General features: G+C 71.3%; 14 protein-coding genes and 1 pseudogene. 10 read left to right on the top strand and 5 right to left on the bottom strand.

The annotated features are described in order from the left end of the window. Together VET29_RS10260 and VET29_RS10255 are read left to right on the top strand one after the other, a co-directional pair. The coding region (locus VET29_RS10260) for an ABC transporter ATP-binding protein (protein ID WP_324918191.1) at positions 1-1208 on the top strand (1208 nt) is incomplete at its 5' end. After that, the gene (locus VET29_RS10255; RefSeq protein ID WP_324918188.1) at positions 1205-2965 is read left to right on the top strand and encodes an ABC transporter ATP-binding protein; all 1761 of its coding nucleotides are present in this window, start codon (positions 1205-1207) and stop codon (positions 2963-2965) included. The genes VET29_RS10260 and VET29_RS10255, both read left to right, overlap by 4 nt. Before the next feature lie 41 nt (positions 2966-3006). On the opposite strand, the gene VET29_RS10250 is transcribed toward VET29_RS10255, so the two are convergent. Together VET29_RS10250 and VET29_RS10245 are read right to left on the bottom strand one after the other, a co-directional pair. Next, positions 3007-3198, bottom strand: coding sequence for a hypothetical protein (locus tag VET29_RS10250; protein ID WP_324918185.1), 192 nt, complete (start codon positions 3196-3198; stop codon positions 3007-3009). Between the two features lie 88 nt (positions 3199-3286). Next, complete coding sequence (locus VET29_RS10245) at positions 3287-4255, bottom strand: SDR family NAD(P)-dependent oxidoreductase (RefSeq protein WP_324918182.1); 969 nt, start codon at positions 4253-4255, stop codon at positions 3287-3289. Positions 4256-4500: 245 nt separating this feature from the next. Here VET29_RS10245 and VET29_RS10240 point away from each other — a divergent pair. Both VET29_RS10240 and VET29_RS10235 read left to right on the top strand, forming a co-directional pair. Continuing rightward, positions 4501-4857, top strand: a pseudogene (locus VET29_RS10240) (MFS transporter); the annotation flags it as partial. A 26-nt stretch (positions 4858-4883) separates the two neighbouring features. Further along, positions 4884-5621, top strand: coding sequence for an MFS transporter (locus VET29_RS10235; RefSeq protein ID WP_324918179.1), 738 nt, complete (start codon positions 4884-4886; stop codon positions 5619-5621). Here the strand turns inward: VET29_RS10235 and VET29_RS10230 are convergent. After that, a complete protein-coding gene (locus tag VET29_RS10230; protein ID WP_324918176.1) occupies positions 5594-6532 on the bottom strand; it encodes an NAD(P)-dependent oxidoreductase in 939 nt (312 codons plus the stop codon). The two genes, VET29_RS10235 and VET29_RS10230, sit on opposite strands and share 28 nt — an antisense overlap. A gap of 67 nt (positions 6533-6599) precedes the next feature. Here VET29_RS10230 and VET29_RS10225 point away from each other — a divergent pair, with 67 nt between their 5' ends. Beyond that, positions 6600-7034, top strand: coding sequence for a MarR family transcriptional regulator (locus tag VET29_RS10225; protein WP_324918173.1), 435 nt, complete (start codon positions 6600-6602; stop codon positions 7032-7034). Between the two features lie 3 nt (positions 7035-7037). Here VET29_RS10225 and VET29_RS10220 read toward each other — a convergent pair whose 3' ends face one another. Further along, a complete protein-coding gene (locus VET29_RS10220) occupies positions 7038-7652 on the bottom strand; it encodes a TetR/AcrR family transcriptional regulator (protein WP_324918169.1) in 615 nt (204 codons plus the stop codon). A 97-nt stretch (positions 7653-7749) separates the two neighbouring features. On the opposite strand from VET29_RS10220, the gene VET29_RS10215 reads away from it, so the two are divergent. Beyond that, positions 7750-8877: an NAD(P)/FAD-dependent oxidoreductase gene (locus VET29_RS10215; RefSeq protein ID WP_324918167.1), complete on the top strand. Its 1128-nt coding sequence runs from the start codon at positions 7750-7752 to the stop codon at positions 8875-8877. Here the strand turns inward: VET29_RS10215 and VET29_RS10210 are convergent. Next, entirely contained in the window at positions 8844-9809 is a 966-nt protein-coding gene (locus tag VET29_RS10210; RefSeq protein WP_324918163.1) for a helix-turn-helix transcriptional regulator, read from the bottom strand. The two genes, VET29_RS10215 and VET29_RS10210, sit on opposite strands and share 34 nt — an antisense overlap. Before the next feature lie 91 nt (positions 9810-9900). On the opposite strand from VET29_RS10210, the gene VET29_RS10205 reads away from it, so the two are divergent. From VET29_RS10205 to VET29_RS10190, 4 genes are all read left to right on the top strand, one after another. Next, a complete protein-coding gene (locus VET29_RS10205; protein WP_324918159.1) occupies positions 9901-10299 on the top strand; it encodes a VOC family protein in 399 nt (132 codons plus the stop codon). A 113-nt stretch (positions 10300-10412) separates the two neighbouring features. After that, complete coding sequence (locus tag VET29_RS10200) at positions 10413-11234, top strand: helix-turn-helix domain-containing protein (RefSeq protein ID WP_324918206.1); 822 nt, start codon at positions 10413-10415, stop codon at positions 11232-11234. A 64-nt stretch (positions 11235-11298) separates the two neighbouring features. Further along, positions 11299-11880 (top strand): dihydrofolate reductase family protein, encoded by a 582-nt coding sequence (locus VET29_RS10195; RefSeq protein WP_324918156.1) that lies wholly within the window; start codon positions 11299-11301, stop codon positions 11878-11880. A gap of 74 nt (positions 11881-11954) precedes the next feature. Continuing rightward, positions 11955-12779, top strand: coding sequence for a helix-turn-helix transcriptional regulator (locus tag VET29_RS10190; RefSeq protein WP_414636477.1), 825 nt, complete (start codon positions 11955-11957; stop codon positions 12777-12779). Positions 12780-12790: the final 11 nt, after the last annotated feature.

Here is a 12790-nt window from a genome sequence, read left to right as displayed (position 1 = left end):
GGGTGCCGCTGCTCGTGGTCTCGGTGGGGCCGCTGCTCAACCGGCTGCGCCGCACCGAGACCACCTACCGCGAACACCAGGGCACGCTGACCTCGCGCGCCGGGGACATCGTGGCCGGGCTGCGGGTGCTGTGCGGGATCGGCGGCAAGGACATGTTCGCCGAGCGCTACCGGCGCGGCTCCCAGCGCCTGCGGGCCGAGGGCTACCGGGTGGGCGCGGTGGCCAGCTGGATCGAGGGCGTCGGGGTCGGGATGCCCAGCCTGTTCCTCGCCGCCGTCACCTGGCTCGCCGCGCGGATGACCGCGGCGGGCGAGATCACCGTCGGCGAGATGGTCGCCGTGTACGGGTACGTCGCGGTCCTGACCACCCCGGTGCACTTCCTGATCGAGGCCGCGCAGGACATCAGCCGCGGGATCGTCGCGGCCCGGCGGGTCACGACCGTGCTCAACCTGACGCCCGCGGTCACGGACAGGCCGACCGTGCCGGCCCCGCCGGGGCCGGCGGAGCTGCACGACCCGGACACCGGGTTGTCCGTGCGGCGCGGTGAGCTGCTTGCGGTGGCGGCGGCCGTGCCGGCGGAGGCCACCGACCTGGTCGACCGGCTCGGCCGGTACACCGACTCGACGGTGACCTGGGGCGGGGCGCCGGTGTCGGAGATGCCGCTGGCGGAGGTGCGGGCGCGGATCCTGGTCGCGGACAACGACGCCTACCTGTTCGCCGGGACGCTGCGGGAGGCCGTGTCGACCCGCGACCACGACGACGCGGACGTGCGGGCGGCGATCAACGTGGCGATGGCCGAGGACGTCGTGGCCGCGCTGCCGGCCGGGGTCGACTCGTTCCTGGAGGCGCAGGGCCGGTCGGTGTCCGGCGGGCAGCGCCAGCGGCTGCGGTTGGTCCGCGCGTTGCTGGCGGACCCGGAGGTCCTGCTGCTCGTCGAGCCGACCTCCGCGGTCGACGCGCACACCGAGTCGGTCATCGCCGCCCGGCTTGCCGAGGCCCGGCGTGGCCGTACGACGGTGGTGGTCGGCACGTCGCCGCTGTTGCTGGACCGCGCGGACCGGGTCGCGCATCTGGTCGACGGCCGGGTGGTGGCCACCGGCAGCCACGCCGACCTGCTCGCGACCCGGCCCGGATACCGGGCGCTGGTGTTCCGGGGGAGTGAGGAAGAGCGTGTCCACGACTCGGAGCTCGCGGAGCGGACATCATGACTGAGCAGACGACCGAGCGGGTGGAGGGGTGGCAGCTGCCGGTCGCCGACGCGACCGGGGTGCGGCGTGCCGCGTGGGAGATCGTCCGGGCCGATCCGGGTGCGGCGGTGCTGGTCATGGTGAGCACGTGTCTGGCGTCGCTGGCCGGGCTGGGTGCGCCGTGGCTCATCGGCGGCATCGTCAACCACGTCGAGTCCGGTACACCTGACCTGTCGACGGTGGACCTGCTGGCGGTGGCGATCGTGGCGTTCGCCGTGGCGCACATGGTGACGACCCGGTACGCCCGCTACTTCGCCCACCGGTTCGCCGAGCGGTCCCTGGCCCGGCTGCGGGAGGAGTTCGTCGACCGCACGCTCGCGCTGCCGACCTCGGTGGTCGAGCGTGCCGGTACGGGTGACCTGATGTCGCGCACGACCGCCGACGTCGCCACGGTCGGCAGTGCGTTGCGGGACGCGGTGCCCGAGGTGTTCATGGGCACGTTGCAGTCGGTGCTGATCGTCGGCGCGGTGCTGCTGGTCAGCCCGCCGCTCGCCCTGTGTGTGCTGGTCGGCATGTCGGGGCTGTGGTGGGCCGGCCGCTGGTACCTGAAGCGGGCCAGGACCGCGTACCTCGCCGAGGGCGCGGCGGGGTCCGACCTGTCCGAGTCGATTGCCGCGACCGTGGACGGCGCCCGCACGATCGAGGCGTTCGACCTGCGGGACCGCCGGGTCGCCGACGCGGACGCCCGGGTCGGCGCGGGTTTCCTGACCAAGCTGCGGACCCTCTACCTGCGGTGTGTGCTGTTCCCGTGGATCGACATCACCAGCATCAGCGGCATGGTCTCCGTGCTGCTGGCCGGCGGTGTGCTGTACGTCAACGACCTGGTCAGCCTCGGCGCGGTGATCTCGGCCGCCCTGTACGCGATGCAGCTGATCAACCCCGTCAACCAGGTGCTCATGTGGATGGAGCAGGTGCAGCGCAGCGGGGCGTCGCTGGCCAGGGTCACGGGCGTCGGCGACGTCGAGCCGGCGCCGGTCGGCGACGCCGCCCCCGACGACGACCGGCTCGAGGCCACCGGCGTCCGGTACGCCTACACCGGCGAGCGGGACGTGCTGCACGGTGTGGACCTGTCGGTGAGGCCGGGGGAGCGGCTGGCGATCGTCGGCCCGTCCGGCGCGGGTAAGTCCACGCTCGGCCGGCTGCTCGCGGGCGTGGACGTGCCGAGGGCGGGTGACATCACGGTCGGCGGCGCACCCGTGGCGTTGCTGCCGCCGGAGGAGTTGCGGCGGCGGATCGTGCTGGTGACCCAGGAGCACCACGTCTTCATCGGCACCGTGCGGGACAACCTGGCGATCGCGGCCCCGGACGCGGACGACGAGCGGATGCTCGCGGCGCTCGCGGCCGTGGACGCGACGTGGGTGCGGGAGCTGCCGGACGGCCTGGACACGTCGCTCGGCGCCAACGCCCGCACGCTCGACGCGCCGCAGGCCCAGCAGCTCGCCCTGGCCCGGGTGGTACTGGCCGACCCACACACGGTCATCCTCGACGAGGCGACCGCGCTGCTCGACCCGGCCACGGCCCGCCACGCGGAACGCGCGCTGGCCGCGGTCCTCGCAGGCCGCACGGTCATCGCGATCGCCCACCGCCTGCACACCGCCCACTACGCCGACCGCGTAGCCGTCATGGCCGACGGCCGCATCACCGAACTCGGCACCCACGACACCCTGGTAGCCCAGAACGGCGAGTACGCCGCCCTCTGGCACCACTGGCACGGCTAACCCGTCGCGAGTCCCGCACCAGAACACAGCGAGTCCCGCGTTCAAACACCGCGAGTCCCGCGTTCAGACATACCGAACCGCGGTTTGGTGCACACCGAGATCCAGTCGCCGGCCGACAATCCGGCCGACGAACCGGAGGTCGCCAGCGCCATGCCCGCGCTGGGCCGGCCGTCGAAGACCCGCATCAGCACCGTGGTGCCGACGACGACCAGCCCTGCACGCCAGACCTGCACGAAACCGCGGTTCGGTGTGCGCGAACGCGGGACTCACTATGTCCGAACGCGAGACTCGCTAGGTTTGAACGCGGGACTCGCGGCGGGGTTAGGCGAAGGCGTTTTCGCCGGTCAGGGTGGCGGAGAGGTGCCAGAGGCGGGTGGCCTCGGCCGGGTCGATGGCGTAGTCGCGGACGCCCAGCGAGACCGAGATGTTGGCCGGGGTCGTCTGGGTGGGTGGGGCTGGGTCCGCGATGTCGCAGTCCTCGAGGTAGACGCCGCCCATGCCGTCGAGCTGTGGTGACGTCGCCGCCCATACCTGGGTCGCGGCGCCCTGTTCGACGTTCTTCCAGTCGCCGACGATGTTGCCGTCGGCGTCGATCATGCCGCGGTCGCGCATCTCCTGCTCGTCGATGTGCCGTAGCAGCGGGGTGAGGATCCGCCCCGGGTGCAAGGCGAACGCGCGGACCCGGTCGCGGGCCAGGGCATCGAGGTGCACGGCGAACAGGACGTTCGCGGTCTTGGCCTGCCCGTAGGCGAGCCACTTGTCGTAGCCGTGCTCGAACTGCAGGTCGTCCCAGCGGATGCCGGAGAAGTGGTGGCCGCGGGAGGACACGCTCACCACCCGCGCCCCGTCCGCGATGGCCGGCCACAGCCGGTTGACCAGCGCGAAGTGACCGAGGTGGTTGGTGGCGAACTGCGCCTCCCACCCGGGACCGACGCGGGTCTCCGGGGCGGCCATGATGCCGGCGCTGCCGATGAACAGGTCGATGCGACGGCCCGAGGCGACGAACCGGTCGGCGAACCCGCGCACGCTGTCGAGGTCGGCGAGGTCCAGCTCGTCCACCTCGACACCGGTCATGCCGTCGAGCGCCGAGACCGCGGTCGAGCGGCGCCTGGCCGGGACCACGACGTGTGCGCCCGCCTCGGTCAGCGCCCGCGTGGTCTCCAGGCCGAGCCCGGAGTAGCCACCGGTCACGAGCGCGAGCTTCCCGGTCAGGTCGATGCCGGTCAGGACCTCGGCGGCCGTGCTGGTGGCGCCGAACCCCGAACCGATCTTGTGCTGTGGAGTGGTCATGGCACCGACGCTACGACCTGGAGCGCGCTCCATTTCAAATCCATATGACAGCCGTCGCTACCTGCGCTATCGTTTCCTGGTTGATCAACTTCCCGGCGACGAGAGGCGATGACGTGACGCGCAGCAGGACCTCGGTCGGCCCGTCCGCCTCGCGGGATCGCTGACCACTTCCCAGCTCCACTCCCGGTGAGACGGACCCGTCCGTCGACATATCGCCATGTCTACATATCTCCGGGAGTTTCGTCATGCCTCGACCCGGTCGAGTGCTCAGCCCTGCCTTCATCCGCCTCTGGCTGACCGCCGCCAGCAGCAACCTCGGGGACGGCGTGGTCCTCGCCGCGGGGCCCCTGCTCCTCGCCACGCTCACCAGCAGCCCGGTCGCCGTCGCCGCGGCCGCGTTCGCCCAGCAGCTGCCGTGGCTGCTGTTCGCCCTGACCAGCGGCGCACTGGTCGACCGGTTGCCTCGCCGCACCCTGGTCGTCGCCGCCAACGCCGCCCGTGTCGCGGTACTCACCTGCCTCACGGTCGTGGTCGCCGCTGGCGTGCCGTCGATCTGGCTGCTCTACCTGGTCTCCTTCCTGATGGGCGCGATCGAGACCCTCGCCGACACCGCGTACCGCTGGGCGCGGTGCTGTTCGCCGCCGGCGCCGCGCTGCCGTTCGGGCTGCACGCGGTCGCCTGCGGCGTGGCCGCACTCGTCGTGCTCCGCGTCCCGGCCCGCGCCCACCCGGCACGGCCGCGCGGCACGCTGGCGGCCGACGTCCGTGCCGGGGTGCGCTGGCTGTGGCGGCATCAGGGCCTGCGGGTCCTCGCCACCTGCATCTTCGTGATGAACCTCGCCGGCGGCGGGGCGTTCGCGATCTGGGTGCTGTACGGCAAGCAGCACCTCGGCCTCACCGACACCGGGTACGGCTTGTTCGTCGCCGCCGGCGCGGTCGGCGGGCTGGTCGGCGCGTGGACATACGCCCGACTCGAGACTCACCTCGGGCAGACCACGCTGCTGCGGGCCGGGCTCGTCGTCGAGGCACTGACCTACCTCGCGCCGGCGACCACCAGCGACCCGTGGGTGGCCGGCGCGACGATGGCCGTGTTCGGCGTGCACGCCCTCGTGTGGGGTGCGGTCGCCACCACCGCCCGCCAGCGCGCCACGCCGACGGACCTGCTCGGCCGGGTCGGCAGTGTCTACCAGCTCGCCTCGGTCACCGGGTCCGCGCTCGGCGCGTTACTGGGTGGGTTCCTCGCCGCGCGGTTCGGGCTGCTCGTGCCGTTCTGGGTCGCGTTCGCTCTGGTCGCCGTCATGGTCGTGCTCGCGTGGCGACGGCTCGCGTCGGTCGGCGCTCAGGCCGCGCGCAGCCAGTCGAGGTAGTCGCTGACCGCGCGTTCGGTGTCGTAGGCGGGCCGGAAGCCCGTGTCCTCCCGAAGGCGGGTGGTGTCGAGCCACAGTCGCTGGCCCGATCCGCCGGTCGGCAGGTCGACACGGGCGTCCGGCACGACCTTCCTGATCGCGGCGATGATCTCCGCGTTGGTGGTCGTCCGGCCCGCGGAGACGTTGTACGTGCGGTGGTCGAGCGAGTCCGCGAGCTGGAGCAGCGCGATCGCGCGGCCGCAGTCCTTCGCGTAGCACAGGTCGATCGCGTCGTCGGCGTGCGCGGGGGCGTACAGGGACGCGAGGTCGGGCTCGGTGCCGTACGCGGCGGCACGCACCAGGGACGGCGCGGCGAAGAACCGGTCGACGGGGTGCCCGTGCGGGCCCCAGATGGCGCCGATGCGGTAGTTGACCAGCTCGACGTCCGTCGTGGCGGCGAGGTGGTCGGTGAGCAGCTCGCCGATCTTCTTGAACGCCGGGATGACGTGCCCAGAGGTCATCGGCAGCGGCATGTCCTCGTGCAGCGGGCCCTCCTCCGCGACGCCGCCGTACACGCCGATCGTGCTCGCGACCCCCACCCGCGACACACCCCACTCCGTGGCGGCCTGGACGATGTTGAGCAGGCTGCCGATCGCCTTCCTGGCGCCGTCGACGGGCTCGTACGCGTCGGGTGGCCAGGGCACCGAACCCGCCAGATGCACGATGCCGGTGATCTTGTGTCGCTCGCCGACGGCCAGCAGGGCCGCCGGATCGATGATGTCCGCCTGCTCCACCACGACCTGCTCGCCGGCCAGGTCGGCCGGCACCTCGGGCGCGCGGCGCTGAACCAACACACATGACTCGCCAAGGTCCAGCAGGGCACGCACGGTGTGCCGGCCGATGAAGCCGAGCCCTCCGGTTACCAGGATCATTCCCACTCCTGTCGTATGACTGATCATCAGTACTACTGACAATCAGCGTAGCGATAGGATCGGTGGCATGTCCAGGGACGACGGGCCGGGCCCGGAAGTGACCATGCGGCTCGGCTACCTGCTCAAGCACGCCCAGCTCCGCATGAACGAGCTGAGCACGCGGGCACTGGAGCCCTACAACGTCAACGGGCGCGAGCTCGCCGTGCTGGTCATGCTCGCCGGCCGCGAGCCGGAGTCGCAGCAGCAGGCCGCGAAACGACTCGACGTCGACCGCACGACGATGGTCGCTCTCCTCGACACCCTCGAGGGGAAGGGCCTCGTGTCCCGCCACCCGCAACCCGAGGACCGGCGGCGCAACGTGGTCGAGCTGACCCCGACCGGTCAGCTCCTGCTGGAGAAGGCGGCCGCGGCGCACGACGAGGCCGAGCGCGAGTTCCTGTCGCCGCTGGATCCGCAGACCGCCCGCCAGCTGCGGTCCGCCCTGCGCGCGCTCATCTCCTGACCGTCAGGCCCGCTCGGCCGGGCCGGCGAGACCGTTCAGCAGCAGTGACGTGATCGTGTCCACGATCTCCTCGTCGCCGTAGGGCGCGTTCTCGGTCGTCAGCAGGGCATACCCGAGGTTGCCCATCATCGCGCCGATCGCCGCGGCCACGAGCGTCGGATCACCCGGCACCGGGTCGCCCCGGTCGCGCAGGTACTCCAGGTGGTCGCGGAACTCCACGGTCTGCTCGGTCAGCGCCTGCCACGCCCGGCCACGGCCAGGGTCCTCGGCGATCATCGCCTGCGTCTGCGCCACCACGACCGGCAGGTGCTCGCGGAACATCCGCCACCCCACCGCGACGTGGTCCCGCAGCTGGGAACGGTCGGTCAGGTCGTGGTCGGCCGGATGCTCCCAGCCCGCCGCCACCTCGTCGGCGCTGTCCTCGATGTCCTGCATCAACGCCCGGAGCAGGGCCTCCTTGCTGGGGAAGTGGTCGTAGAACGAGCCGGTCGCCCGGCCGGCCTCCGCCGTGATGTCGGTGATCTTCGTGTTCAGGTAGCCGCGGTCGGCGAACAGCCGGCGCGCGGCGTCCTTCAACGCCTGCTGGGTCTCGGCCGCCTTCGCCTTCCGCACGCCCACGCTCGCCTCCCTGGTTGACACGATCTCGCCCGCCACATCATACTGAACTCGATTTCACCGAATCAGTATTCACCGAATTAACGTTCAGGAGGAGAACATGCAGGTCACAGTAGCCGGGGGAGGGGTGGCCGGAACGGTGAGCGCCATCGCGTTACGCCGCATCGGCGCCGACGTCACCGTGTACGAGACCTACCCGGACGCCGCCGGTGACATCGGTGGGTTCATCAGCCTCGCCAGCAACGGGCTGCGGGCACTCGACGCCGCCGGGCTCGAGGACGCGGTACGGGCCCACGGCGTCGACGTGGCGGTCCAGCGGATGTGGGCCGGCGGCGGGAAACTGCTGGGGGAGAACCCACGCGGTCGCCGGTCGACCGACCCACGACACAGCATCACCATTCGCCGCGCCGACCTCGTCGCCACCCTCCGCGAGGCCGCCGCGGCCGCCGGCGTACGGCTGGTCACGGGGGAGCGGGTCACCGACGCCACGCCGGCTGGCGACGGCGTCCGCGTCACCCTCGCCAGCGGCAATACGGTCGACTCGGACCTGCTGGTTGGCGCCGACGGCCTCTGGTCGACCGTCCGAACGATCCTGGACGCCGACGCCCCACGCCCGGAGTTCGCCGGCATCCTCACCGTCTTCGGCACCAGCACCACCCCGACCCCACCCGGCGCGTTCAACATGATCATGGGACGCGGGGGAGCGTTCGCCCACCTCGACGCCGGCGGCACCACCTGGTGGGCCGCGCAGGTACTCGAACCCGACCCCGACACACCCATCGACCTGGGCGTACTGCGGGACCGGTACCGCCAGGACAAGCAGGCGCTGACGATCCTCGACAACGCCGCCATCCCGCAGCGACCGACCCGCGACCACGTCCTCGCGCTCGTGCCCACCTGGCACAACGACCGGATCGTGCTCGTCGGCGACGCCGCACACCCCGTCGGCGCCGGCCAGGGCGCGTCCATGGCCATCGAGGACACCGTCGTGCTGGCACAGCGGCTCGCCACCGACCCCGCGCTCGCCGCGTACGACGCGGCCCGCCGGGACCGCATCGGCAAGATGCTCAAGGCTGGGCACGACAACCGCGCACGCAAGAAGGCCGCCGGACCCGTGCGCCGCCGCGTGACCGACGCCGTGATGTCCTTCGGGCTCAAGCACTTCTACGAGAAGGCCACCGGCTGGCTGTACCACTACGACGTGGGCGAGCTACCCGTCCGCGCATAGCGGCCGACCAGTTCCGCACCCAGCCGGGCCAGCTCCGCGTGGACCTCGGGCGGACCCTCCACGTCGAGCAACGCACCCCACCCGGCCAACGGCTGGGCGACCATGAGGGGAGTGGGCGCGGACAACCGGACCCGCACCCGACCGTCGTCGAGAGTGCCGACGACCACGCAGTGCCGCCCGAACTGGTCCCGCAACACGGGCACGAACCGGGCGGCCACCAGCACGGTCGCGGCCACCCCCGACCGGTGTTCCTCGACCTCCGTGACCACCCGGTCCCACGCCGCCGACAGGTCGAACCCGGCCGGCCGCTCGAACGTCCCCTCCGTCAGTTCCGCGTCGCCAATACGGTCGACCCGGAACGTGCGCTGCCCGCGTTCGGTGCCGGCGACCAGATACCAGACGTCGTCCTTGTCCACGAGCCCCCACGGTTCGACGAGCCGTTCGGCCCGGTCCCGACCCCGGCTCGCGTAGCCGAACCGCACCTTCTGGCGCCGCACCACCGCGTGCTGCAGCAACTCGACGACGGCCGACCGTTCCTTGACCCGCTCACCCCAGCGCGCGGGGTCGATCACCACGGCGCCTGCGGCCGCCTCGGCGTCCGCGCGGAAGGTGTCGGGGAGGGCGCGGACCAGCTTACGAAGCGCGACCTTCGCCTCGGGAGCGACCGCGGCGGCCGGGCCGACCAGCAGGAACAACGCCTGCGCCTCGCTGGCGGACAACCCGGACAGGTCGGTGCGCGCACCACCGACCAGGGACCAACCCCCGCCCCGGCCCGGCTGCGGGTACACCGGGATGCCCGCGGCGGAGAGCGCTTCGAGGTCACGGCGCGCGGTCGCGACCGAGACCTCCAGCTCCCCGGCGACCTCGGCGGCGGTCACCCGGCCACGGGCCTGCATCAGCAGGAGGGTGGCCACGAGTCGATCGGCACGCATGAGTCTGATTGTGGCCGTAAAAGTGCTCATTCGGTGCGCACTTTGACAGGGAGAGTGGTGCCCAACAGACCAGACAGAAGGGATCAACGACATGTTCCGTGGGTTCGCCACGATCAACTACTTCGCCGACGACATGACCGCCGCCGAGGCCTGGTACACCGAGGTCCTGGGCGTCGAGCCGTACTTCCGCCGCGAGTTCGACGGCGGACCGGCGTACGTCGAGTACCGGATCGGGGACTACCAGGCAGAGCTGGGGATCATCGACAGCCGGTTCGCGCCACACGGCACCGGTCCCGCCGGCGTCATCATGAACTGGCACGTGGACGACCTGGCGGGGTCGCTCGCGCGGCTGATCTCCTTGGGTGCCAAGGAGTTGCAGGGCATCACGCCACGCGGCGACGGCTTCGTCACCGCGTCGGTCGTCGACCCGTTCGGCAACGTCGTCGGCATCATGACCAACCCGCACTATCTGGCGGTGCTCGCCGGGTGAGGGGACCTCTCGAACGATTTACTTAACATAATGTCGATTATCGAACTTAGGGGATGGCGGATGCACCACCTGGTCGCGTCGACGATGCTGTGCGCGTGAAGTACGTGTCGAGAGTGCCGCGACCGCCCCTGGACGGGCTGATCGACGACCTCTACTACCTGGAGGGTGCGTCGCCGTACGCCCGGCTGACGCTGCCGCCGATGCCTGGAGCGTTGCTCATCGTCAACCTGGGCGCGCCGTTCCGAATCCGCGCCGGCACCGACATCGAGACGGCCGAGTACGCCGACGGCTGCATGGTCACCACGCCCCGCCGTGCCGTCGAGTTCGGCTACCCACCCCGGACCCGGTCCGTCGGCGTGCACGTCAAGCCGTGGGGGCTGGCGCCGTTCCTGCCGATGCCCGCTGTCGAGCTGTGTGACCGGCCGGTGACAATAGAGCAGGTGTGGGGCCGGTCCGCCACCGCGCGGCTGCGGGACCGGTTGGCCACGGCGGACGGACCGCACGAGATGCTGACGCTGCTCGAGGCGGAGCTGATGCGACGGCTGTGCGAGACCGCCGGCCTGGGGCTGGTCCGCCACATGAGCAGCGTCATCGCGGCGACCCGCGGGGCGGTCGCGATCGGCGACCTGAGCGTGGCGGCCGGTGTCAGCACCACTCATCTGGCACGGCGGTTCAAGGAACTCGTCGGCGTCACGCCCAAGCGGCTGGCCCGCACCCATCGCTTCGCCGCCACCGTCTTGGCGATCAACCCCGCCGGCCCGGTCGACTGGGGCGACCTCGCCGGTAGGGCGGGCTACTTCGACCAGGCCCACTTCGGCCACGAGTTCCGGGCGTTCACCGGGCTCACACCGACCCGGTACATCGAGATCCGGCGGCGGTTCCTGCGCGAACATCCCGGCCACGTGCTGGACGGCTGGCCGCTGCCGGCCGATTGATTTCCTACAAGAGCGACAGCTCACGAGCCGCTAGCTTTGGGGCCCCAAAGCAGAGGAGAACCCCGTGGGCACGGTGGTCATGTACAGCTCGGTGTCGGTGGACGGCTTCGTCGCGGACGAGAACGACCAGCCCGGACCGCTGTTCGACTGGCTGACAGGCGGTGACGTCCCGTTGGACGAGAGCGGCGAGGTGCGGGTGTCGCAGGCGTCCTACGACCACACCCGGGCGTACTGGGACCAGATCGGGGTGACAGTCGTCGGTCGCCACGTCTTCGACCTGACCGACGGCTGGGACGGGAAGCCTCCGAGCGGGATCGACCACGTGGTCGTCGTGACGCACCGGCCGCCGCCCGAGGGCTGGAACCCCGAGGCGCCGTTCCACTTCGTCGACGGCGTCGAGGCGGCCGTGGCCAAGGCACAGGAACTGGCGGGTGGCCGCGTGGTCGAGGTCGCCGCCGGCGAGGTCGGTGGCCAGGTGTTTGCCGCGGGGCTGGTCGACGAGGTGCGCATGGACGTCGTTCCCGTGGTGTTCGGGTCCGGCAAGCGCTACTTCGGGTCGGTCGACGCGCAGCACCTGTTGGACGGACCTGACATGGTGATTCAGGGCGACCGGGTGCTGCACCTGCGCTATCGGGTGCGCCGCTGACACCGGAACATGGCCAGGGGTCGGGAAAACGCTTCGATGTCGGTGGTGCCCGGTACAACTCGTGCGTGAGCACCATCGAGCAGACCGCCGTGGGCGCCGAGGTACGGCGTTGGCGGCGGGTCCGTCGTGTCAGTCAGCTGGAGCTGGCTTCGCTGGCCGGTACGACGCAACGTCATGTCAGCTTCATCGAGAGCGGCCGTTCCCGGCCGGGACGCGAGATCGTGGTCCGGCTCGCCGAGTCCCTGGGGCTCTCGCTGCGGGAACGCAACGACCTGCTCGCCGCGGCCGGCTACGCGCCCGTGTTCACCGAATCGGGATTCGACGAGGCGGGCCTGGAGCCCGTCCGGAGGGCCCTGGAACAGATCCTGCACGGCCATCTGCCGTACCCGGCGATCATCGTCGCACCGTACGGCCGTGTGGTGGCCGTCAACGACGCCACCGACCTGTTCACCGAGGACGTCTCACCGGCGCTGCTCGAACCGCCGGTCAACCTGATCCGTCTCATGCTGCACCCCGACGGGCTCGCGCCCCGCGTGGCGAACATGGCCGAGTGGGGCCGTCATGTCATCGACAACATGCGTGCCAGGGCGCGGCGCAGTCCGGACCCACGCCTGGACGAGTTCGTCGATGAGCTGGCCGGGTACGTGCCGGCGGCGCCGGCCGGGCCGGATCATCTCGGGTTCGCGGTGCCGATGCGGCTGGCGTCGGCCGACGGTGAGCTCCGGCTGATCACCACGTTGACGTCGTTCGCGACGGCCACCGACGTCACGCTGGCCGAGCTGGTGCTGGAGGCGTTTCTGCCCGCTGACCAGGCCACGGCGGACGTTCTTCTGAGACGGATGGCGCGCTCCCCCGCCGCTCCCCTGACCCCGGCACTAAAACGTCACGTGACGTTATAACCGGGGTCCGA

The sequence above is a fragment of the Actinophytocola sp. genome (assembly GCF_035634895.1).
Lineage (GTDB): Bacteria > Actinomycetota > Actinomycetes > Mycobacteriales > Pseudonocardiaceae > Actinophytocola.
The sequence above is the reverse complement of the archived record's forward strand: the minus strand, read 5'-3'. Positions and strand labels throughout refer to the sequence as shown.